The sequence below is a fragment of the Ruegeria sp. H8 genome (assembly GCF_056532905.1).
The window spans coordinates 1182829-1207147 of the sequence record NZ_JBQFNY010000001.1; the positions used below are offsets into that span (position 1 = coordinate 1182829).

The following is a 24319-nucleotide window of genomic DNA, read 5'->3' on the forward strand; positions in this document are numbered from 1 at the left end:
TTTCAAAACCGGAATTGATCAGGATCAAGCGGGTTTTCAGGACTTACAACCGTCCGCAGGCCTTGCGAAACAAGTCAACCGCCTGCGCGGCGGCCAGATCCTTCGGCACATGTGCCATTTCAATCGAGGCCAGCCCCTCATCCGCCTCTTGCGGTGCAAGAAACACGTCGCGCCCGCGCACGAACAATTCACGCAGATGGCTTGCCCGGTATTCGGGATGGAATTGCACGGAACGGGCCGGGAAATCATAATCCAAGGCCCCTACCGGGCAGTGATCCGCCGCCCCTGTCACCCGCGCCGAAGGAGGAACCTGCGTGACCTGATCCTGATGCCAGACAAAGGCATCAACGCTGGTTCCACCATAATCAAAGCCTCGCGCGCCGACGACATTGCCGATCTCGGCCTTATCGGCTTTGCCGCCATAGACATCCGCCATGATCTGATGACCAAAGCAGATGCCGAAGACCGGCTTGGCATGATCCCGGCACAACTCCAGGAAATCGCGAAGGGGCCGCATCCACTCCGTGTCATCATAGACACCGAATTCGGACCCTCCGACGACAACCCCATCAAAATCCCCGAGCTGAGGCAATGCCTCGCCGTCGACCACATCCACCGTGGAAAATCGGGCTTCGGGCAGATGTGGTTCAAGCCATGCGCGGATCTGCTGGGCCGTCCGCGGCAGCCCCTCAAGCAGCGGCAATGGATGAAGGGTCAACTCAAGAAGTGCGATCCTCACCAGTCGAAGGCCCTGTCGATGCCCGCCATCTTGACGCCGGTAAAGGCCGAGGCCTGAAAACTGAGCGCGCGCAGATCTTCGGTTTCCAGATTGTGCACCGAAGATTTGCCGCAGGCCTTGGCAAGCGCCGTGATCTCCATTGTCATCGCGGTCAGATACCGCGCGACGCGCTCTGCACCTGCATGCGGGTTCATTCGCGCCTCAAGGTCAGGATCCTGCGTTGCGATCCCAACCGGGCAACGGCCCGTATGGCAGTGATGACACGCCCCCGGCGATGTTCCCAGCGCCTCATAATCGTCCAGATATCTGGGAGTGTTGCATCCCAGCGCGACCATCGCGGCATTCCCGATCATGACCGCATCCGCCCCAAGCGCCAGACATTTGGCCGCGTCGACACCTGATCGAATCCCCCCCGCGGCGACAAGCGAGACCTTGCCACTCATCCCGCACTCATCCAACGCTTCGCGTGCCGCGCGTATGGCACTCATGGTCGGTATGCCCGTGTGATTCAGCAGCAACTCGGGTGACGCACCGGTGCCGCCTTCGGCCCCGTCCACCACGACCACATCCGCGCCCGCCTTTGCAGCCACGGCCACGTCGAACCGCGGCCGCGTGGCCCCCATCTTGATGAAGATCGGCACCTGATAGTTCGTGGCGATCCGCAATTCCTCGATTTTGACGGCCAGATCGTCGGCCCCAAGGAAATCGGGATGCCGGATAGTGGATCGCTGATCGACCCCTTCGGGTAAAGTGCGCATTTCGCTGACCCGCGGGCTGACCTTCATTCCCAGCAGCAGACCGCCGGTGCCCGGTTTGGCCCCCTGCCCGACCACCAGTTCGAGCGCATCGGCGCGGCGCAGGTGATCCAGATCGACCCCATAGCGGGCAGGCGACATCTGGTAGAGCAGGCGTTGGGAGGCTTCGCGCTCCTCTTCCAGCATGCCGCCTTCGCCGGTGCAGGTCATGGTGCCCACCTTCGAGGCACCATAACCAAGCGACGCCTTGGCCGAAGCCGAGAGCGCGCCGAAAGACATCGATGCGATATAGATCGGGATTTTCAGTTCCAGTGGCCGTTCCACCAATCCGCGCCCGCCGCCCAGAACCGTCGTCGTATCGCAGCTCTCGCGGTATCCTTCCAACGGCAGGCGGGTCATCGTCGCCGGGACAAATGTCAGATCGTCGAATGTCGGCAACTGCTTGTTGAACGTGTTGTAGCCACGCACCTGATACCGCCCAAGCTGCGCCAATGCGTGAACTTCCGATATCGCTTCGGGCGTCCAGCGGGTTGATCCCCCTTCATCATAAGACGAAGGCACACCAGCCGGTCGTTCATCGACCGCGCCTGCGTCGCGGAACCGTATTTCTTCCTCTGACGCGACTTCGAACGGGTAGTCATAAGGTTTACTCAGATCATGAGCCATGCGCTTGCGTCCCTGCTTTCAAAATACCAAAGGCGCTGGCCAGAGACCATTTTGCGCCAGTTACGAGAGCTGTCGACAAGCCCCAGAGGATCAAGGATCGCATCGACCTCGGCCACCTCTTCGGCAGTGGGTTCGACCACCGAGACGTCCACACCCAGACTTTCGACTTCGCCTGCGACCCAAACCTCGCCTTGCCACAACGCGTCCGCACAGGATTCACCCGCACCGCCCAGCGCAATGATGCGGCCCGCATGCGCCATGAAACCGGATTGGTATCCGATCTTGCCCTCGACCACGATGTTGCCGCCCTTCATGGCAACACCGACACGCGGCCCGGCATCACCTTTGACATGAATGGTGCCGCCAATCATCGCCGCCCCGCAGGACATGCCCGCATAGCCACCGACAGTGATGTGACCCTTGGCCATCCCTTCGCCCACGGCCCACCCGCAATTGCGTTCGATGGAGATGTTGGCGCCAGTGTTCAGTCCACCGCAATAGTATCCCACCGAACCTTCGAAAGTGATGTCCACATTATCCGGCAGGCCCACGCCCAGATTGTGTCGCGACAGCGTATCGACAACCCGGATCGGCCGTCCAGATGCGCAGGCCGCCATGATATCCCGGTTCACCTCACGAATGTGCCGCTTGCCGACTTCGATGACGATTTCATCCATCTGTCTTGCTACCTCGCTCATGCTGCCAGGCTCCGGTTGCCGACACCCCAGATGCCGGTCAGCGATGGGCCATCATAGTTGATCACGTCGCATTCCTCGGCCATCACGCGACGCACCGCCTGTTCTTCGGTCGCGGCGGCCAGATCCCCATTGCGATTGACCACAACCAGCGGCTTCATCGCGAACCGATCCTTGGCAAATCCGATCCCGTCCGGCGTTGCGATCATGTAGGTGAATACCCCGTCGATAGAGGTAATCGACTTTTTCAGCGCCTGTTCCATCGTCAGGCCCGCTTTCATCTGGTCACTGACCCAGACCGCAATCAACTCGCTGTCATTCTCGGTCAGAAAGCGATAGCCCTTTCGGATCAACTTGTCGCGCCAAGTGAAATAGTCGGTGATCTGGCCGTTATGCACGATCGCCACATCCGAAAACGGCCGCGCCCAAAACGGGTGTGAGGCGTTAGGCAGAACCGAGCTTTCCGTCGCAAGCCGCGCGTGGCCAAGACCATGGGTGCCGATCATGTCGCGCACGCCATGCTTTTCGGCAACCGCTTCGGCCCCGCCGATATCCTTGATGATCTCAAGACTACGGCCGCAGGACTGCACTTCGAACCGGTCCGTCAGCTCATCTGCATCCCGCACCCAGGCCTGCAAATCAGTCGGGTCCGAGATTTCCGCACGAAAGCAATAATGCCGGTTCTCATCGGTTACGATCTTCGGATCGGACAGAAAGCCAGAGCTGTGATCCTTCAACACCGCCTCAAACGCATTCAGGTCAGCATCCTGCCGGGATTTGTCAAATCCCATCCCTCGTAAAACATATCCGGTGTCTCGTGGCGGCCCATAAACTGCAAACCCGGTGCTGTCTGCGCCACGGTGTTCCTGCGCATCCATCAGGTCTACCAGGTCCGCCCCGACCTGCCCGGGTGCGGTAAGAATCCTTCCAGCGATTCCACACATGAAGAGCTCCCTGTTCAACTACGTTTGTATACTGTATACAGTACACGGACAATAGCAAGCCCATTCGCCTTGGCACCAGATGCTTTTTTGAATACAGAATTCACAAAACACGGAAAGAGAGGCTCCGAGTGGCTCTGAAACAGATAAAAACGCAGCGCAGACGGCTGGCGGACGAGGTTTATGATCAGTTGGTCGAAGCCATAATGAGCCGCGAAATCTCTGCCGAAGACCGATTGGTTCAGGAAAAGCTGGCAGCGGAACTGAACATCAGCCGAACCCCGGTTCGCGAAGCCCTTATGCGGCTGGAAACCGAAGGGGTTCTGGAAGTCGCCGCAAGCGGTGGTTTCCGGCTGGCACGCATGGATCAAGCCGAAGTCCGGCAACTGTATCAGGCCCGCGCCGCAATCGAAGGTCAGGCCGCCCGGATTCTTGCGGCCCACGCAGACCCCGCAGTTCTGGAGGGTTTGCGCGAGCTGATTCGTCGTGAGGAAAATCTGACCAACCCCACGACGCGCGACTATTTCATTGCCAATCGGCGCATTCACCGCGCCTTCATGGTTGAAGCGGGAAACAAGTTCCTGCTGGACATGTTCGACATGATCTGGGGCAAGGCCATGGCCTTTCACCTGTTTTCTGCAATCGAAAATGTCGACATTTCGCAGTCTCTGGGTGATCATCAGGCGCTTGTCGACGCGATTGAAACCGGAGACGTGACAGAAGCACTGGAAACCTTTACCGCCCATATTCAGGCCGGGTTCGATTTGCAGATCGAGGGGCTGAAAGAAGCGGACAACGGCTGACGCACAGAACCATAAGCAAGGCGGACCGCGCCGGTTCGCCTGCCTGAAACCGGCTCATGCATCGCGGGCAATGCCATCAAGGTATCCGCGCGCTGTTCTGACGGCTTCATGACAAAACGGTCATTTTCGTCTATTATAGAAGTCTCTCATTACAAAGACCCTCCGATTCCATCGGAGTTGATATTTGAACGACACGTTTTTCCACAGGCGGTCCCAAGTCGACTATTCGACCACCTCAGATTCCGGAGAGAGAAATGAGTGCTGACGAAAACGACAATCGCAAAGAACACGATTATACTGAAAGCGAAAAGACAGATCCGGAATGCCGGTCTGTCGATGACAGGCTGACCGCGATCGAGCAGCGCCTCGACCAGTTGATGCGCGTCATGGAACCAGGCCCGGAAGACAGGCTGGAAACCGTCGAACATCGCGTGGACGCGCTTTTGACATCCATCGAATCCCTGGGCGAGCTGGGTAATCATTCTTCTGATTTCAATCCCACGTCCACCGGTCCTGCCTTCGGCTTCGTTGACGCCGGCAGCATTGGCGCTCCGACGCGCCGCACGTTCAGCTGGGCCAAGAATTGCTGCAAGAATTGGTGCAGCATCCGTGCCAGCAGCAAAGGGTGCCATCCAAACGCCTGCTGAATGACAAATCCCGTTTGGCGGGGAAAATTGTTTTGTTCCATGTCTATTTCGACAACGCGGATTGAAGCGGCAATACAGTCCATTGCAGGGTCGATTGTTGCGGCCCCGATCAGAACTGATGCAATCGGACTAGGAAGCGCCGTCGCCGGAGAGGCGCTGGCATTGCTGGCGGCGGACAAGTTTCTGAAAGATGATCGCGTGCGACCCGCCGCGTCACGTCGCCTTGCGACCATCTGGGCTTGCGACCGAGACCTGCGCGGAGCCCCTGTTTCACTGTTCGATGGCCGCGCCGGCCTTGGGTTGCTGGCCTGCCATGCTCTGGACGCCAATCCAAACGATCCCGAAGCGCAACTGGCGCTTGACCGTGCCCTGCGTTCGGTTGCGCAACGCCTTCTCGAAGCCCCTTGGATGGGGCACTTCGATCACGTGTCCGGTCTTGCGGGCATATCCGTATTTCTGTGCGAACCAAAATCCCGGACGGCCCGTCTTGGGGGAAAGTCGCTGTGCCTGCGTTTGGCAGAGGAGCTTTGGAGGCACTCGGCGCGCACAGAACGGGGGCTTGCGTGGACAGAACCTTTTTCCTCTCCGGAAGACGAGACCGGCCCCCGGAAAACAACGCGGTACCTCGTCAACATGGGGCTGGCGCATGGTTCTCCCGGCGCCGTTCTGGCTCTGGTCCGCCTGGGTCGGCGGCACGCGTTCACGCCACGACAAATCGAAGACCTCAAAGACGCGGTCCTGTTTCTGCTTTCGCACCGGGGCGCGTTTTCAGACAGCGGTCTGTCATCCTGCTTTCCCTGCATGTCAGCGCTCAGTCATGCCTGGGAGGTACCGTCACGTCTTGCGTGGTGTTATGGCGACCTTGGTATCATATACACCGCGCTGGCGGCGGCGAGGCTGGTGGGTATGGAGGACGAAATACGCGATGTCGCATCGCGGGTTCTGGTATCCTGCGTCGAAAGACCTTTTAATGAGACGGGTATCAATGATGGCGGGCTGTGCCATGGCGATGCCGGAATTGTGGTGATGGCCCTTGCCATTCGATCGCTTTTTCCCAAAGCAAACGTCGATCCCCTGATCGAAAAGCACGCCGAACGGCTTTTATCCCTCGTTGAACGGGAATTGAGCCCGGACGGGCTTCCCGCGATCGGCGCAGGCTGGAAGACGTTTCAATCGACGGACCTTCTGACCGGGTCGAGCGGCGTTTTGTTGGCACTGCTTGCCCTAAGGGACACGGATTGCCTCGGATATCTGAAGTTCATGGGGCTGGATGTTGAACAGAATGTCCACTGTCCGTCCCATCCGGAACCGCACAGCGCTCGTCCGTTCCTTGGAATTCGTGTTTGTACGCGTTCACCGAAGCACGATCTTGGCGGAGTCACAAAAAGCACCCGAAAAAAGGATCTGGAAAAGCGTGCTTCAGATTTAATTCGCGATCCGTCCTTTGCCTTGTCGTTGTTCATAGCACGACCCGGTTTTTTCTCGAAGGTCATGCGGGAAATCGAGAAAGGCGAAGGCCTCTCCCCCGCAGTCCTCGGCACATTGTATCGGTTTGTTTACCGAATGTGTTTTCGCCCGACGCCGTTCGGCGCATTCGCGGCAGTGGGCACGGCAGTACCTGTTGCAGGCAAGGACATCGTAACCGTGGCAGACCACCATCTGGATATGGATCTGGACTGTGGGTTTTTGTCTCATATTGCCGCCGGACTCGCCGAAACGCAAAGCACGAGGGTGCGGTGCAATCCATCGGCCTGGTGGGAACAGGACGTTCTGCACTGGATAACCAACGGTGATCTCGACGGGCCCTGGAACCACGAACAGATCATTGCAGCGGCGGATTCCGATCTGGCAGAGTTCATCTTTGATGTCGATTCCGTCCCGATTTCCGATCTGGAAACGGCCCTCAAAGACCGCCTTTTCAAATCTGCCGTGACAATCTCGGATCTCTGTCGGTCCGAGGCTCTGATTCCACAGAAAGACCCAATACTTCTGGGGCATGACGCAACCGCCAGATCCCTGAAGCGGCTGGAAAGAGATATGACCGCCCGTCAAAAGAGAGGCTTGGCGGCGCTCGGGCGTGCTCTTGATGCCGCGCGTGAAACCCCTTCGATGATCGCGTTAAAGCAACTGGGGCGAACAGCTGACTCTTTCGCCCCGGGTTGGAGAGGTGATTTTCTGCATGTCGATGCGCATTGCGTCGGCACGTTGGAAACTCCACTGCGCGCGGTGCAGGCACTGACCGACGCATGGAATATTTTGGAAAAGATCGGCTTTCGCGTGCCAAAGCCAAACCGTTTTCTGGAATTTGAACGGCGTTTCCTTGACCGTTACGGTGACCGCGCCGTATTGCTGGGTCAGGCCGTGGATGCCGAAAGCGGGCTTGCATATCTCGGCATGCCGCTGCGAATGGATTTCGTTACAGGTACGGAGTCGTCAAGTGATGCCCCTAGGCAAAACCTTCAGGAATTTCCGCTGGAACCCGATTGGGACGCGCGCAAGTGGGTGCTTTGCGCGCAGGATATCGAGATCCTGCATGCCCGCAACACGGATCAGGCCCCTTTCGCCATCCAGGATGGCGTTCTTCTGAGCAAGGTAGGACGCAGCTCCGGGCACAACCCCGTCTGGACGGCCTATCCCGAAGGTATTTTCCCGGGCGGGCCCAAGGCGATTTTCGGCCGTTTCTCAAGGCGAAATCAGTTGATCGCAGACGCGTTGATGCAACACAGCCCCACGCGTGAAGAGGATTCGACAATTGTCGAAGCAGACATCCTGTGCGCCACGGACCCCCGGTCATCAAACATCCTCAGACGCGCCAGCCTTTCCCGGTATGTCATCGAGATCCTCGGCGACAGCGGGTTACCGCCCGAACTGAGGATTCCGCTGCACGATCTGTGGATTCGTTACGATGGCAGTCGGTTCCGACTGTTCTGGGGCAACCAAGGCGTCGAGGTCATTCCACAACTGCACGCTGCCCACCAAAGCCCTCCCGGGGCGCCGGCTGTCTATCTTCTGCTCATCGACATCGCCACGCACATGCGGCAACCGTCGGTGATCTGGTCGTGGCAATCGCAAAGCAATCGGAACCGGCTGCCCAGGGTCTGTGCTGGAAATGTGGTCCTTGCGCCGCAACGGTGGCGTCTTTGCATCCCGACACAGGTGGTCAGGTCGGGCAAAGCGGAATTCTGGCTGGAAGCCAACCGACAAAAACTGGAATTGCCGCGATACGTGGCCCCTACGGATGAGGCCAGCGACATGGCCACGCCATGGGATCTGGACAACCCCTTTTCCACTGCGAACCTGATCAAGACGTTGAAAAAAGGGCCGCTTTCGATCTGCGAGTACCTTCCAACGCCCAAGGATTGGTGGATCGACTCGCCGCATGGTCGATTGGCCTCTGAACTGGTTTATGCCCCAGCAAAGCCAGTTGATACGCCCTTTGTCGAATACGATGCCAACCCGACCGCATGGCAACCGCTGGGGCACGGCACTGAAGAGGCCGGGTCATGGTTGTATCTGCGGCTTTTCGGGGATGCCATGAAGCTGGAACAGTTCCTGAAACTGCAATCGAACAGGTTGGCGCTGTGGCAGAAACGCAATCTGATCGAGAACTGGTTCTTCGTAAGATATGCAGACCCGGAGCTTGAACTGCGCCTCCGCATCAAGTTTTCAAACGATCATGACAGAGTTCTGAGGAACCGGGTGCTTGTTCACTTGCAGAAAACGGCCGGTGGATTGGTGGACAGGTTTCTTGTTGACGAATACCTGCCTGAAACGGCGCGCTACGGCGGAGAACTGGGGCTCGGCGCATGCGAGAGGATATTCGGCGCCGACTCGATCACTGCGCTTGATGTGCTCAACGATCCGAAGATCAGCCGGTCCAGACGGTGGATGGCGTCGGCCGCCAGTATCGACGCCCTGTTCGAAGATTTGGAATTGCCTACAGGTGTTCGGCTGGCGATCTCCGAGCGCTGTTCGCAAAACTACGGCGGCGGCCCGGCGTCGTGCCGGATTGCGCGTCGTGCTATTGGAAAGGAATGGAAAAGTGCGTGTGTTGTTCTGAGTGAGCTCGGGGTGGGCAAAGGCATTCATTCGCGGCCATCGCGCTGGAACGCACGTGCGGCCAGGCTTCATCCGGATCTTGGACGCCTTCAGCGAGAAGAACAGGATGGCCGGTTGGGAAGCAGCTTGGCCGACGTTCTGGGAAGCCTCGCTCATATGTCCATCAACCGGATCCTCCACTGGGGAACCGCCGCGGAAGAGGCGGTCATCCACGAGGCGCTGTGTCGACATTATCGAACCAAATTGAGCCACGGGTGGAAATCGTCCTAAGCGGCATGCTCACGGCAGCGGGTTGGAACCTGAACCGTCCGCCCGAAACATGGGCTGTCCACACATACCCCCCCTGCCCCCGAATGAAGCACCCGGCGCATGGGGCAAGGCAACGCGAACGGTTGCGCTTTTGACCTACAGCGGGACACCACTGAACCTGGATCGCACTTTTACAGCACGCGGCGTTTTGGGACGTGTCGACTTACCGCGTAACCTGCAAGCGCCGAAAGCGATTTTGCTACGCCGCCCCGTGGCACGGGGCTTAGCGCTGCTATTGCCTGATCGCGGTATTCTTCAGGCAATTTCTGCCTCTTTATATGGCGCGCGGCCGGAGAAAGCTCTGCCAAAAACCGCGCAGGGTCGCGGTGACTGAGGAAAGCACGGACTGCCGCGCCCCCGGTTTGCCGCTGGGCTGCCTCGAGAACAGGCACGCTGAACAGGCCGCTCGAGAGGTCTGACGCAAATGGGGTGCTGCCCGGGGGGCGGTCCAGGGCCAGTTCATCCTCGGTCAGCAGGTAAGCCAGGCCAAGATTCTCGCCATAGTCGCGAAGGGCGTCTGACAGATCGTTTTGTTCGGCAAGCATCGCACCGAGTTCACAAGGCAGTCGGAAGAATGCAGCCATGCATTGCCGCATCTGCGCGATGCGCTTTTCGACCGCCAGATCCGGTTGCCATGCGGTCCGAAGCTCGGACACCCGGCCTTCACAGGCCGAGGCCATGGCACTCAGGATTGATGGCACCAGATCCGGGCAGTCCCGTGCGCCGACTTCATGCGCCTTCGCCAGAAGATAATCACCTGTGAGTATCCCAAGCTTGTCGCCCCAATTGGCCTTGGCGTCGGCTGCTACCGCCGCAGACTCGATCCCTCGAATGCCGCTTTGGGCAAGAAACCCCAGATACGCAAGTTCCAGCGCCGTGGCCGCGGCACGACGCCTTTTTGCCTCAACATCACCCAGATAGGACGTCAGCAAAAGCAACAGCGAAGGTCGAAACGCAACCATGTCAGCCCGCTTGCCCGCGAAGGACATGCGCGTCAGAAACGGCCAATCGGTGCGCACGATGTGATTGAGGCGTGCGCCCACATCGCGCAGGTCGTCCCCAAGCGGCATCTCGGGCACGCGTACAAGGGGCGACACGTCATCCAACATGGCGCTTTCCACATCACCGCCCGTGCCTTCAGGCACCAAAACGGCGCGGCGCAGCATGTTGTGGACCGGCTTTTCGCTTTCAAACGTATCGTCCAACACGCGCCAGATGAACTCGTATCGGCGGCTTGCGCGGTTCCCGAGCGTGAAGTACCCGGCAAAGCGATCCCCCAACAAAAGCGCATAGTCGTCTGCCGCCACCCAAGGGCCTGCCCCTGTGCGGAGACATCGATCAGTGGTTTGCGCCGCAAGCGCACCGGATTCCAGCGCAAAGCTAATTCCTTCGCCTGTAAACGGGCTGATAAGACCGGCGGCGTCCCCTACCAGCAACAGACCTGAATGGGCGGCGCGTTCCGGTGCGAAATCGAACCTCAGCGGTGCCCCCAAGGTCGTACCGGACAACTGAATGCCCGAATATTCCGGATAATCCTTTCGGAGCACGTCCAGAAATTGGTCGAACAATGTTCTGACATTGGTGTCAAACGCCCTGCAGAACAGCCCGACACCGACATTTGCAGTTCCCTTCCCCGTTGGGAATGCCCAGCCATAGGACGGCAACAAGTACCGGTCCGTAACATCAGTCAACGGCAGCATTATTTCCAGCAGTGGCGGAGTGTCTCCGCAGCCATCGACATAACCGCGAAGCGCGGTGCCATAGCCTTGTTCCGGTGTTTCCCGCAATCCCGCTGCTTTCGCCAATCGAGACGCGGCCCCGTCTGCGGCGATGACCATGTACCCGGTCAGAACCACTGTCGTGCCATCCTGCATCCGAGCGGTGACACCTGTGACAGTCCCGCTTTCATCCGTTACCAGATCGTCGGCACGGCATTTCGGCAAGAAAGCCGCTCCTTCCGCGCGGGCCTGACGCAAAAGACAGTCATCCAGTATCAAACGGGGTACAACCAGCCCATAGTCGTCTTCGCCCTCGTATCGAAAATCCCGGTGGCCCCTGTTGCGCATATGGACACGCACGCCTTCGACCTCCTGTTGATCTGTAAGCGCGGACAGGATGCCGAGGCGTTTCAGCTGAGAGATACCGGACCGGGTGATTCCGTCTCCACAGCTTTTGTCCCGAGGGAAATCCTCACGATCGATCAGAATGACCTTTCGACCTCTCCGCGTCAGCTCGATGGCGGCAGCGCTGCCGCCGGGCCCCGCACCGACAATGACGGCGTCCCATGTCTCGGCCGCGGCCTCCGCAGGTGTCGCAAGCGGCAGATCCTCGGCAAGAGGGCCGTAACCGTCCATGTCAGGCCCTCCTTTCGACCGAAAGCCGGGCGAGGTTTGCCAGCGAGGCGCGCAGCACATGATCGTCAAGCCCCGAGATGACCTGTACGGCCGCTTCGGATTTGTCCCGCGCCAACTGTTCCGTGGCTTCCACCGCGCCCGAATTGCGAATGATCTCTACAGCGCGCGAAATATCCGCATCCTGCATTTCAGCCAGCCTCAACCTGGCTCGCAATTCATCGGCGGCCTGACCGTTCTGACCCAGGCACAGGAGCACCGGCATCGTATAGGCCCCTTCGCGCAGATCAGAGGCGGACCCCTTTCCAAGTTCCGCGCTGCTTGCAATGTAGTCCAGAACATCGTCGCGCAGTTGAAACGCAAGGCCCAGGCACTTTGAATAGGTGATCAGTGCGTCTCGATCCTGATCACTTACGTCCGCCAACATCGCCCCCAACGATGCGGCGAGAACAAACAGCTCGGCCGTCTTGTCCTCGAGCATTTCAAGATGCTCTTCAATGGTCCAATCGGCGTTGTAGGCGTTTTCGGCTTCGCGCAACTGCCCCAGACACAGCGCAGCGCAGTGTTTGCCAGCCAGCTCAGAGGCCTTTGGGCTGATGGACTCCAACAGGTTTATTGCACGGGCCAGAATGAATGTTCCGGCGAAGCTGGCGATGGGCGAAGACCAGCGACGGTTCACGCTTTCCGCTCCACGCCGAAGTTCGGCCCGGTCCATGACGTCGTCATGATAGAGCGACGCCACATGGATCATTTCGACAGCCGCCGCCGCCTGAATTGCGCGGTTGCGGCCTTCTGTGTCGGTGAGGCTTCGCGCGGTAAGCAGCAGAAGAATTGGCCGCAACCGTTTCCCGCCAGCCCCGATAAGCCAGTGGGCTATCTCTTCGAATCCCGGCTGGTCCGAGGCGACGGCATCCAACATGGATGCTTCAACCTGGGGTATCGTGGCCCGGACCTGTTCGTCTTGCAACCAGTCAGACATCCGCAATCTTGCGGAACTGCGCCAGCGTCTTCTGCAAACGCTTCGACCTGAGCGCCGCTTCGGAGTTCCTGATGAAACTGTCGTAGCCCTCGTGCAATGCTGCGGACTCGGCGCGAACGACAATCTCACCACGGTGGAAAGCGTCCATTACGGTCATCCTGCCTTCGGATATGGCCACAAGTGCTTCCGGTGAAATCGCGCCGACGCCCCGGCCTTTCCCTTTGCGCTTTTGGCTCGGGTTGATGAGAACTTCACCGCTCATCACCGAAACTTCGACCGACCCCATACCAAAAACACCAACCGTTGCACTGGCGCCCTCGTACTGCTTGACCAGTTCAGCATATTCCTTCTTGGCGTCCGCCTTGAAACCCGCCAAAGCATCTTCGGCCAGTTTTTCAACTGCCTTTGCACCCTCTTCCGGCTGCATCCGCTGTTCATAGTCTGCCACGTTCGTATCCTCCGTTCCAAAATATCCAAATCAAACCGAGCCGACCGCCGCCCGAGCATCCACACGCCCGGCGCCCTGCTGCGTGGTCGGTGCGCCGATATCGACGGCGGTGGCCATGAGAACTGCCTTGATGTCAGCCGGCAGAAGTGTCGGGTTTCGCTGCAACATCAGCGCCGCGACCCCGGCGACATGAGGACAGGCCATCGAGGTGCCGCTGGCCTCGAGATGAAGCGGATCTATCACCGTCGCGCCGCCATTCATATCATTGCCGGTCGCCGATCGCGATGCCACGATATCCACGCCGGGGGCGGTGACATCCGGTTTGTCGCGTCCATCCGGCGTTGGTCCAGGACTGGAGAAACCGGCCATGTTGTCGCTGTCATCGCTTGCGCCGACGGTAATCACGCTCTGCGCAATACCCGGACAGCGAATGCGTGTGTCATAGGTGCCGCAACTGTCATTTCCCTCGTTGCCCGCGGCCACCACAAAGGTCACCCCGGCGGTCGAAGCCGCATCAGCGGCGACACATAAAACGCATGTTCCGTCCGGATCGACCCAATTGCCGTTTCTGTGGGAAAAGCCCCAGGAATTGGAAAGAACATCCATCCCGTCCGCGACGGCCTGTTGGATTGCCGCAACGCAGTTGGGAGCGTTCCCGCTGCCAAACTGATCCAGCAGCTTGTAGTCGTGGATCACCGCCCCCGTGGCGACACCACGGAACGTCGCGCCATTGCTGGCGACAACACCCGCACAATGCGTACCGTGCCCGTTCAGGTCGCCTAAGCCCTCGCCGGTAAAATCCTGTTGGGTGCCGAAATTTCCGGCAAGTTCGGGATGTGTCTGGTCCACGCCCGTATCCAGAACGGCAACATCCACTTCGGCACCGTTGATCCCGCTGGCTTCCACGACATCGGCATTGATCAGCGGACGACTGTTGTCCAGGTCGATCAGGATCTGGTTTTTGCAATGAGCCATCTTTAGGACATCGGCGCGCCCCGCGATATCCGTAAGGCGCTGGTCATCGGCAAGGACAACCAAACTGTGAGTCAGCCAAAACGACCGTTCGACCTCAATCCCCCGCTCTTCAAAGCTTTTGGCGATTTTGCCCACCACGTCTTCACCATGGCGTCGGTGTTGCATGATCGAACGGCGGCGCTGGCGCCGGTCGAACGCACGGGGCGGGCGATCCGGCGATGCCCTGCCGCTGCGCAGCGAGACCAGCACGCGATGCCGGGGGAGCTGGGCGGTTTCCGTTTGACCAAGCAGGGCGTTCAGGCGCGCCTCTTTTCGGTTGGCCAAGAGGTCGCGCAAGATAATGCTGTCCATCTTCGAAATGGACTCGCTGCCAAACTCGGCACGAAGCTTCTCGATTTCACGACGTTCCGCTCTTTCGAAGCGATCAACGTGTTCCCGGCTTAACTCGGACATTTCGTGCTCCTTTAGATCATGGTCTTGTGGGGTTTTCAGGAATGGCCTGACGTTTAGTGGAATGGGTGATCATCACCACGGAAGGATCGTTGGCCATTGTCGCGATGGCCCCGGGCGAAAGTTCAACGGCAACACTGTCTATCAGCCACAGTTCGGCAATCCCGTCACCGCCCAGGTTTTCCAGGGTACCGACCAGGGGCCGTGTGCGTCGGCGGAAATAATCTTCGCGTGCCTTCGTTTCGGCGCGCCGGAAAGAGGGCGCATTGCCTTCGGTGCCTGGCGCCAAGCGCAATATGACCTGCACCGAGTTCCCATCATCGCCGTCTGTTGCGGCCTTCGCCAATTCCGATTGCAGCTGCGTGTCCAGCTTGCCCCAAGCCGCCTCGGACAGGCCGAACGGATGGGGGCTGTTGGTTTCGGTCAAGGTTCTGTCCTCCGTGGTCGTCTCTGCACTGAACATGGCCGGTGCGACGGCACGGTCGAAGCGCGGGTTCACGACAATGCCGGGCCCCGGTTCAGGCTCTGCCGAAGGCGTACTGCGCGGGTGTTCCGGCCGGAAACACAGCTCGATCAACGCTGCTTCCTGCGCACGCATTGCGAGGGTCGCCATACCGCTCGCCTGAACCTCGATGACCTGTACCCCCTGCTGCTGCGTTCCTGTCTGGGTCGTCAGGACATTGCCCGCCGCATCAAGCGCGATGATCGTTATGGGCTTTCCGCCAGCAAAGCTCAACTTGAGGCGGGCCCAGTCAGCAACGACCGGCAGATGGGCAAAGACACCGGCGATGGAAAGCAACAGTTTGGGTGTGCCTTGCGGCTGGAACCCGCCAATGATCTGAAGAACGCTGCCCTTCGTCGGCAGGAACCGCACACCGCCGACGTTCAATACCGGATGGCGGGAAGGCAGTTTCTGGTCGCGAAAATCAATGCAACGTTCACGCGGGGGAATTTCCGGATCGGGCTTCGGCTGCTCCGGACAATGCGGCTGAATCGCGATGAAAGCGCAATCATCAACATAGCCAAGCGCATCGTTGCGCGGATCATCTCCGCTGAACTCCAGAAATACTGTCACGGCTTCGGCTTCCGCTGTCACGCGGCCCCGCAATTGCCGCCAGGCACCGTCCAGATCGCCTGTCCACCATTCCACCCAGGGCGCCCGCGGATCATCACCACCGCGCGGGTCCAACCCCAAAGCATAGCCGCCTGCGTTGCCAGCCTCCTTCGCGAACCAACACGAGAACTCATAATCCCATCCCGGGTTTGAGCCCAGCGATTGCCACAGCCCGACACGAAGGCCGCGCTGCGCGATGACCCGCTGGGACCTGTCCCCGGTCCGGACGATGCAACCTTCGCAGTCAAAGGCATCGGCGGGGATCGGGGCCAATTGCGGAACGGGATTTCCCTTTCCGGCGTGAAAGGCTGCCAAGTCGGTCAGCCATGCATAGGGTGTCCAGAACCGACCGACATTGCCCGCTGGAAGCGAACGGAAACCATCTTCGAAACCGGGGTTCAGCAAATGCACGACCCGGACGGTCAGGTCGTCCTGACCAAAGGCGCCATCGTCATCCATGACGGTACAGATGGCCCGGAAGTCACCACACTTTTCATAGATATGCGAGGCGGTCGCCGTGCCTTCGGCTGCCGGTGGTTCGTTCGTTTCCTCGATCAGGGCGGTGCGGGGTTCACTGCAATCGCCGAAATCCCACTTGGCCGTATGCGTGTCGCACCAGCCGGGATCCCGGAAATCGGCGACAAGCGTAATCGGTGTGCAGACATATGCATAAAGGTCAGGGCCAGCTTCGACCTCGGGCGGAACATTGGTAACGGTGACACGCAGGGTGTCGATGGCCTCGCCGCCGTTGACGTCGCGAATACGCACCGTGACGGTGTATTCGCCATTGTCGCACCAGGCATGGGTCACGGTCGACGTGCCTGTCGCCGCAGGAGGAGCATTGGTTTCAGAAATCACGCCGGGTTTGGGCGCGTGGTGATCACCGAAATACCACATGGACTCGTGGGTGTCGGGGTATTCGACATCTCGGAACCGTGCGACCAGAGTGACCTCTTCACCCTCCTGCACCGTCAGATCAGGGCCGGCATCCACTGTCGGCGGCACATTTTCGACGGTAACAAGCGAGAAACTGCGACTGCGCGCTCCGCCCGGCTGGTTGATCGTCAGCGCATGTTTTGCGGTGTAGACACCGCTTGCAGCATAGACATGCTGAATCGAGGGCAAGACCGCGGCCGGTGTTCCGTCACCCGGCAACCACTCGTACCCCGCGTCAGGATGTTCATTCGCAGCCGCAAGCGACATGGCCGATGCGGCCGCACCCGACCGTGCCCCGCCCGAATCCGCCGGGACGACATCCGTGGCTTCGCAACTGCTTATGACAGTGAAGTCTCCGGCAATTTCAAGACCGTCGGTATCAATCACGATGGGGTCCGAGAATACCGCTTCGACCCGCCCGATCCTGGCAAGGTTCTCCGGCCAGCCGGTGATACCCGTGACCGTATTCGTAACTTCATCTGACAGGATTTCACTGCCCATGCTTTCGGCAATTCCCCGGACGACAAGGGCCACGATCACAACGACCAATGCGCCCAGAATTCCGAAAGCGCCGAATGACAATATCGCGGCGATTGCCGTCAGCACCCAAAGCAGCACGGATTCTTCGGGATCGACATCGCTGTCGATTTCAAAGTGATCCATTTGCTGTCCACCGGTTGGGCCCAGCGAACCATTCGGCTGCCAGCGCAATCCGACATCATTAAAAAAGTCGGCATCCACATCAATGCTGCCCAGGATCGCGTCTACGACCGTCACCTTGCCCGATATTCTGATCGCCCCTGCCCTGAGGCTGACGTCCAAATCGGTCAGCCGGACTTCGCGCCCGTCAGGTGTAAAGGTCTTCGGAAGGTCATCATCCGACAATTCGGCTTCGATGCGCGCCGTTTCAATCGATGCTTCAACCTGGGCCGCGCTGATGGCAATTGCAAAATCCCTGTCAGCAGGAATGAAATTGGCAAGCCCGCCTACGTCACCGCCGCCATCATCGTTCAAGGCGATCGCCAGAAACTCGTTTGTCACGCCGACGGTGATGCTGTCGACTTCAAACTCTTCGTCCGTTGCCTCTGGTCCCCAGATGTAAACGAAATCGCGGGCCTCAAGATCCTGATGAAAAAAGTCGCCGATGAATTCTTCGATCTCGGCCACTGTCGGGGCCGCAATTGAAATCTCGCCCAGCCCACTGGCCAATTCCTGCCCCCGCGACACCAGTTCACTGGAAATCTGGGCGTCGAGGTCAATCGCGACCAACGGGATCGCCGCCAGTTGATCACGGTTGTCGATGTAATTGTCACCCTCTGGCCCATATTCAGGACCGGCGGGGGTGATCGCGTCCACGGTAACGGTGGCCGCGTTCAAATCCGTGCGGAATTCCGAACCGACCCGACTGAAAGGTGCCGTGATGTTGATCCGCGTTTCGATCCCCATGGGATCCTGCGGATTGAAAAAAAGCTGTACCGTCGGCCCAACGACAATGTTGAACATCCGTAGATAAACCGGCAGCGAAATTGTTATGTCACCGCCTGACACGGTGGTTTCAATATCGTGCGTCGCATCCGAGGCGTCGTTGAAGATTTCCGCATGGACATCCGTCGTCAACGCTCCCAAGGCGAATTGCAGCTCGGTCTCATCGATGACATGGGGGATGGAAGGAAAGGCCGGATCGATCGGTCCGCCGGGGCCGCCGTTCTCATAGGCTTTGTCCACGAATTCGCCTGCGAACAACTCGATATTGGACGCAATCGGATCGCCGCTGGTCAGCGTGGCGGACACCTGGTTGCGAGGCAGGCCATCCAACAGCCACCCCACATCCTGACGCTCGGGAATCAGACCGATCGGCGCAGCCGCAGCAAGATCGGCCGTCATCGTCAGCATTTGCGCCGATGGAACCGGGGGGTTTTCGATTTCGATCTGGATCAGGACACCAAGTTGAATTTCGGCACCGGTGATGTCCGGGCGCAAGCTGGCGTCCAACTGGTCTTCGGGAATCTGAACCGACCCGTCAGCTACGACAAAACCACCAAAGGTTTCACCTGCGGGAACATCCATGAATTCGGGAATGCGGCCTTCATCGCCGGGATCATCGTCGCATTCCGCGGACTTCCACGCCCCCCGAATGACCTTTCGCAGGACCTCTTCCGAGGCTTCGACGACAACTTGATATCCTCTTGTATTTGCCATCCTGACGTCCTCGGTGTGACGGCGCGAGGGAATCGCGCCCGGGTGTCTTCAAGCAGTGCCGGTGACAACGGCGCGGGGCGTGATATTGACCAGCCTACGTTTCCCGGTTCGCACGGCACGATACAGCGCCTCGGTCGCAAAGCGCGGTGTCGATGCATCAAGTTGCCGGTAGGCAAGTAACGGAGAGATGATTTTGTGCGCCTTGCCCAGTGCTTCCAGCGGATCGGAAATCTTCACGGGCTCAGTCAAACTTGGATCGATCCCGGCGACGGATTTGCCCTTGGCTTTCCTGGGAAACCGGCGCGCGATTTCCGATGCCTTGACCCTGGCCACCTTCACTTTGGAGGTGGAGTAGCGCACTTTTCGCATCGGCAAGGACAAGGGAGACAGGTCAGGGCGTTTCGAAGTATCATCGACCAGCTTCAACTCGTCGAAAAGTACCACAGCAAGATCGTGTTCCTGCCCGGGGTCAAATTCATGCCCGGACGCGGCGAAAATCTTTTTACGCAAACTTTTGCGTACAACGATCTGTTTCTTGGAAAACCGCGCTCTGTCCTCCAGCTCAAGTCGGCCAGACAGGTCCAAATCGAACCCAAGCTCCTCAAGCGCCAACACGGGGTTAATCAGCGCAGCACGAGCAAGCTCTGGGGTGACATTCAAACGGGCAGCAATATCATGCACTGCTGCTTGAACGTCCTGAAACGTAGCCATAGCAGCCTTCCAATTACGAAATAAACGTAACTCTTGAACGCTTGGAACTGATAGATAGATACTTTGGGAGTCTTCCTTCACGATATATTTTTAAAGCGATTCCGTCAATGAGCCGGAGAGGCCGCAAGGCTGACTTCAACCCGATCGCGTAACTTTATTTGTCGCGTCGCTGGTTTTATCGGACGGGTTTGTCGCGAGAAATGCAGCCCGGAATACAGGCCCTGACCATCTATCGACAATGGCAGTGCTGGACCTTCCCGCGCCACGGCGAGGGGTGGTGGTTTCAAGCAAAACCGCCAATCGTGACGCCGCCACATTGTGCAAGCATCCCGCGGCCCCACGCCTTCAATCCGTCCACAACACCTCGCGCCCCTCTTCCCCCGGACCACATCACCTGCCATAATGGGGGAAACTCAAAAACAAGAGCAGCACCCATGCCCGACGATCTGTTGACGCCAGAAGCGACCACAACTTATGACGCCTCCTCGATCGAGGTGCTCGAAGGTTTGGAACCGGTCCGCAAGCGACCTGGTATGTATATCGGCGGCACGGATGAACGCGCTTTACACCACATGGTGGCCGAGATCCTCGACAACTCTATGGACGAGGCAGTGGCAGGCCACGCCAACCGGATCGAGGTGGAACTGCACGCCGATTACGCCCTGACCGTGCGCGACAACGGGCGCGGCATTCCGATCGACCCGCACCCCAAGTTCCCGGACAAATCCGCACTCGAGGTGATCCTGTGCACATTGCACGCGGGCGGCAAATTCTCGGGCAAAGCGTATCAGACCTCGGGTGGTCTGCACGGCGTGGGCGCCTCGGTGGTGAACGCGCTGTCGGATTCGATGGTCGTTCAGGTGGCCCGCGACAAGCAACTTTATGAACAACGTTTCTCGCGCGGTGTCCCCTTGGGCCCAGTGGAAAAGGTCGGCGCCGCCCCCAACCGGCGCGGCACCACAGTCACCTTCCACGCGGACGACCAGATCTTTGGCCACCACCGGTTCAAACCCGCCCGACTGTTCAAGTCGATCCGCTCCAAAGCCTACCTGTTCTCGGGCGTGGAAATCCGCTGGAAATCCGCCATAGACGACGGCGAGACGCCCACCGAGGCCACCTTCCACTTCCCGGGCGGGCTGTCGGACTACCTGAAAGAGACGATGAATGGCTCGTCGACCTATGCCGAGCAGCCCTTTGCCGGAACCGTGGACTTTCAGGAGAAATTCGGAACCCCCGGCAAGGTCGAATGGGCGATCAACTGGACGCCCTCACGCGATGGGTTCATCCAATCCTACTGCAACACCGTGCCGACGCCCGAGGGCGGCACCCATGTGGCCGGGTTCTGGGCCGCGATCCTCAAGGGGATCAAGGCTTATGGCGAGTTGATCAACAACAAGAAAGCCGCCCAGATCACGCGGGAAGACCTGATTGCCGGGGGCTGCGCACTGGTGTCCTGCTTCATTCGCGAGCCGGAATTCGTCGGCCAGACCAAAGACCGCCTTGCCACGGTCGAGGCGCAGCGGCTGGTCGAAAACGCGGTGCGCGACCATTTCGACAACTGGCTGGCCGCCGACACGAAATCCGCCGGCGCGATCCTCGACTTCCTGATCCTGCGGGCCGAAGAACGCCTGCGCCGACGGGCCGAGAAGGAAACACAACGCAAGTCCGCCACTAAAAAACTTCGTCTTCCCGGCAAGCTGGTGGACTGTTCCAGTTCAACACGCGAAGGCACCGAACTATTCATCGTCGAGGGCGACTCGGCGGGCGGCTCGGCCAAAATGGGGCGTGACCGCAAAACGCAGGCCCTGCTGCCCTTGCGCGGCAAGATCCTCAACGTGCTGGGCGCGGCCAGTTCGAAACTGGGCACCAATGCCGAGATCAACGACCTGACGCAGGCGCTGGGCGTAGGGCTGGGCAGCAAGTTCAACCTCGACGATCTGCGCTATGACAAGGTCATCATCATGACCGACGCGGATGTGGACGGGGCGCATATCGCGTCCTTGCTGATGACGTTCTTCTTCACCCAGATGCGGCCCATGATTGACGCAGGCCACCTTTATTTGGCCTGCCCGCCTCTGTATCGTCTGACCCAAGGGGCCAAACGGGTTTACTGTCTGGACGAGGCCGAGCGGGATGAGTGGCTTGAGAAAGGTCTGGGCGGCAAGGGCAAGATCGACGTGTCCCGCTTCAAGGGTCTTGGTGAGATGGACGCCAAGGACCTGAAAGAGACCACGATGGACCCCGCGTCCCGGAAATTGATCCGGGTCACCATCGACGAGGACGAACCCGGCGAGACCGGCGATCTGGTCGAACGTCTGATGGGTAAGAAGCCCGAACTGCGGTTCCAGTATATTCAGGAGAACGCGCGGTTCGTGGAGGAGTTGGATGTTTGAGGGTAGGAACGTGTTGGCTTTGTGGACAGAAGGCGAACCTTCATAGCAGCCACGTTATCCCCAAGTTTGTTTTTCGTTGGTTAATCAATACCGGTGGAACTCCATTTTTACGGGCCGGAGCTAACCCAAATAAAAGGGTGCAGGATGGCGATAGGCACTACCTGTATTGCTCAGAATGCGAAACAACACTTTCAACGTGGGAGCAAAAAGCTAAAAAGCGACTGTTTGACGCTGCTACTGGAAGTGGTGAAATACCGGCAAAGTATGGCTCTTGGCTTTCTCGCTTTGCCTGCTCTCTAGCCCTACGAACTGTACAATCTCAGTTGTATCGAGGAATCGAAAACAAATATGATCCATCTTCGCTGGATCTTTTGTTTAAAGCCGAGAGAAGCTGGAAACAATTTCTTACCGGCTCGTCCAAGCATCCCGGAGAGTATAGCCAATACTTTCTCCACCTTGGGTATTTTGATGGCTTTAATGACCCATCTTTGCCGTCAAACTGGAATACTTGGGTAAAACGGTCCGTTGAAAGGGACACAATTTACACTCCAAGTGGCAGTTTTCTTGCCACTTACGTTAAGCTAGGTCCAATCATCTTCTTCGGCAAAATACGCGACGACAAGCAGATTTTGGGGAAAAGCTTCGTGCGCTGTTCAGAGGGCGAGTTTCCGCTTCCTGACACCTTGTTGAACTCTGCGACATGGAGTCTGTTTAAAGATAGAGCGTCATCGGCGCAAAAAATCTTGAGTGCTATGTCGGAAAAACAAAAACAACTTGTTGGCAGACAAATCTTTAAAGACCCAGAAAAATTCTTGAACTCAGGCTTGGCGGAAGCATTGCTTCAGGACTTCGAGCAATTTGGCGGAAGTTGACAATCGTAAAATTGGCGCGTGTGCTATCACGTCAACTGTAACGAAATGAGTGAACATCCCTTCTACCTCAAAACTAACCTCGCGCCCGCCTTGGGGGGCGGGTTAGGCGCGTGCTTGATGCCTTGCATCAAGCTTGGCCGGATAGGAAGACGCACCAACACCACACGCGTCCTCAAAAAACCAAAACCTACTGCAATTCAAACGCCTTCGGTTTACAAATCAAACCAAGACCCGGCTTCCCCGTGACATGCTGGCTTGGATTTAACGATTAAGGATTTGCAATGGCCCGCCTTTATGACAGTCGAAAACGTGTTCTCGTAACCGGTGGGGCCGGGTTTCTGGGCTCGCATCTGTGCGACAGGCTTCTGGATCAGGGGCATGAGGTTTTGTGCGTCGACAACCTGTTCACCGGCACCAAGCGCAACATTGACCATCTGCACAACAACCCGCGGTTCGAGTTCATGCGCCATGATGTGACCTTCCCTCTGTTTGTGGAGGTCGACGAGATCTATAACCTCGCCTGTCCTGCCTCGCCCGTGCATTATCAGCACGACCCGGTGCAGACGACCAAGACCAGCGTTCACGGTGCGATCAACATGCTGGGTCTGGCGAAGCGGCTGAAATGCAAGATCTTTCAGGCCTCAACCTCCGAGGTCTATGGCGACCCGACCATCCATCCGCAGACCGAAGATTATTGGGGCAACGTCAACCCGGTTGGCCCGCGATCCTGCTATGATGAGGGCAAGCGCTGCGCCGAGACCTTGTTCTTCGACTATCACCGGCAGATGGGGTTGGAGATCAAGGTCGCCCGCATCTTCAACACCTACGGGCCCAGAATGCACCCGGCAGATGGGCGCGTCGTGTCGAACTTCATCATGCAGGCCCTGACGGGTGATCCGATCACGATCTTTGGCGACGGTACGCAGACCCGGTCTTTCTGTTACGTGGATGATCTGATCGAAGGGTTCATCCGCCTGATGGAGACCGGCTCAGACGTCACCGGCCCGGTCAATCTGGGCAATCCCAACGAATTCTCGATGAACGAGTTGGCCCGCGAAGTGCAGGCCCTTGTGGGGGCCGAGACCCCTGTCAGTTTCAAGGAATTGCCAGAGGATGACCCGAAGCAGCGCCAGCCCGATATCACACTGGCGCGGACCCTGCTGGGCTGGGAGCCTAAAGTGCAACTGAAAGAAGGGCTGCACGCAACCATCCGGTATTTCCGAGACCTTCAGGCCGAAGTCGGGACCTAGGGCCAAGGCCCGGTTTAAGATCCGGGC

16 protein-coding genes are annotated in these 24319 nt (G+C 58.6%); 6 read left to right on the plus strand and 10 right to left on the minus strand.

The features are described from left to right. Nucleotides 1–43 precede the first annotated feature (43 nt). From ACR0A2_RS05865 to ACR0A2_RS05880, 4 genes are read right to left on the minus strand one after another with little or no spacing between them, the layout of a single operon-like run. Nucleotides 44–739 carry a type 1 glutamine amidotransferase gene (locus tag ACR0A2_RS05865; protein WP_480834357.1) on the minus strand — a complete coding sequence of 232 codons (696 nt, stop codon included), beginning with the start codon at nt 737–739 and terminating at the stop codon, nt 44–46. Beyond that, nucleotides 736–2160, minus strand: coding sequence for an FMN-binding glutamate synthase family protein (locus ACR0A2_RS05870; protein ID WP_480834359.1), 1425 nt, complete (start codon nt 2158–2160; stop codon nt 736–738). The genes ACR0A2_RS05865 and ACR0A2_RS05870 overlap by 4 nt, the downstream gene beginning before the upstream one ends. Beyond that, on the minus strand, nt 2145–2858 hold the full coding sequence (locus ACR0A2_RS05875) for a GltB/FmdC/FwdC-like GXGXG domain-containing protein (protein WP_480834361.1): 714 nt from the start codon (nt 2856–2858) through the stop codon (nt 2145–2147). The genes ACR0A2_RS05870 and ACR0A2_RS05875 overlap by 16 nt, the downstream gene beginning before the upstream one ends. Next, entirely contained in the window at nt 2855–3799 is a 945-nt protein-coding gene (locus ACR0A2_RS05880; RefSeq protein WP_480834362.1) for a class II glutamine amidotransferase domain-containing protein, read from the minus strand. Before ACR0A2_RS05880 ends, ACR0A2_RS05875 begins: the two co-directional genes overlap by 4 nt. A 128-nt stretch (nt 3800–3927) precedes the next feature. On the opposite strand from ACR0A2_RS05880, the gene ACR0A2_RS05885 reads away from it, so the two are divergent. The 3 genes from ACR0A2_RS05885 (at nt 3928) to ACR0A2_RS05895 (ending at nt 9575) form a co-directional block, all read left to right on the plus strand. Beyond that, on the plus strand, nt 3928–4599 hold the full coding sequence (locus ACR0A2_RS05885; protein ID WP_152457489.1) for a GntR family transcriptional regulator: 672 nt from the start codon (nt 3928–3930) through the stop codon (nt 4597–4599). A gap of 254 nt (nt 4600–4853) precedes the next feature. After that, nucleotides 4854–5246 (plus strand): hypothetical protein, encoded by a 393-nt coding sequence (locus ACR0A2_RS05890; RefSeq protein WP_480834364.1) that lies wholly within the window; start codon nt 4854–4856, stop codon nt 5244–5246. 39 nt (nt 5247–5285) lie between these two features. Further along, entirely contained in the window at nt 5286–9575 is a 4290-nt protein-coding gene (locus ACR0A2_RS05895) for a thiopeptide-type bacteriocin biosynthesis protein (protein ID WP_480834366.1), read from the plus strand. Between the two features lie 170 nt (nt 9576–9745). Here the strand turns inward: ACR0A2_RS05895 and ACR0A2_RS05900 are convergent, their stop codons facing one another. From ACR0A2_RS05900 to ACR0A2_RS05925, 6 genes are read right to left on the minus strand one after another with little or no spacing between them, the layout of a single operon-like run. Then, the gene (locus tag ACR0A2_RS05900) at nt 9746–11968 is read right to left on the minus strand and encodes a geranylgeranyl reductase family protein (protein WP_480834368.1); all 2223 of its coding nucleotides are present in this window, start codon (nt 11966–11968) and stop codon (nt 9746–9748) included. A 1-nt stretch (nt 11969) separates the two neighbouring features. Beyond that, on the minus strand, nt 11970–12944 hold the full coding sequence (locus ACR0A2_RS05905; protein ID WP_480444673.1) for a polyprenyl synthetase family protein: 975 nt from the start codon (nt 12942–12944) through the stop codon (nt 11970–11972). Next, nucleotides 12937–13392, minus strand: coding sequence for a hypothetical protein (locus ACR0A2_RS05910; protein ID WP_152457484.1), 456 nt, complete (start codon nt 13390–13392; stop codon nt 12937–12939). The genes ACR0A2_RS05905 and ACR0A2_RS05910 overlap by 8 nt, the downstream gene beginning before the upstream one ends. Before the next feature lie 30 nt (nt 13393–13422). Next, nucleotides 13423–14820 carry a S8 family peptidase gene (locus ACR0A2_RS05915; protein ID WP_171639774.1) on the minus strand — a complete coding sequence of 466 codons (1398 nt, stop codon included), beginning with the start codon at nt 14818–14820 and terminating at the stop codon, nt 13423–13425. A 16-nt stretch (nt 14821–14836) separates the two neighbouring features. Next, a complete protein-coding gene (locus ACR0A2_RS05920) occupies nt 14837–19066 on the minus strand; it encodes a PKD domain-containing protein (protein WP_480834371.1) in 4230 nt (1409 codons plus the stop codon). A gap of 48 nt (nt 19067–19114) precedes the next feature. After that, nucleotides 19115–19858 (minus strand): hypothetical protein, encoded by a 744-nt coding sequence (locus ACR0A2_RS05925; RefSeq protein ID WP_480834372.1) that lies wholly within the window; start codon nt 19856–19858, stop codon nt 19115–19117. A 353-nt stretch (nt 19859–20211) separates the two neighbouring features. On the opposite strand from ACR0A2_RS05925, the gene parE reads away from it, so the two are divergent. From parE to ACR0A2_RS05940, 3 genes are all read left to right on the plus strand, one after another. Continuing rightward, the gene (gene parE, locus ACR0A2_RS05930; RefSeq protein ID WP_480834373.1) at nt 20212–22170 is read left to right on the plus strand and encodes a DNA topoisomerase IV subunit B; all 1959 of its coding nucleotides are present in this window, start codon (nt 20212–20214) and stop codon (nt 22168–22170) included. Next, a complete protein-coding gene (locus ACR0A2_RS05935; RefSeq protein WP_480444668.1) occupies nt 22167–23042 on the plus strand; it encodes a hypothetical protein in 876 nt (291 codons plus the stop codon). Before parE ends, ACR0A2_RS05935 begins: the two co-directional genes overlap by 4 nt. Nucleotides 23043–23323: 281 nt before the next feature. After that, the gene (locus ACR0A2_RS05940) at nt 23324–24292 is read left to right on the plus strand and encodes a UDP-glucuronic acid decarboxylase family protein (protein ID WP_480834374.1); all 969 of its coding nucleotides are present in this window, start codon (nt 23324–23326) and stop codon (nt 24290–24292) included. The last annotated feature ends 27 nt before the right edge of the window (nt 24293–24319 follow it).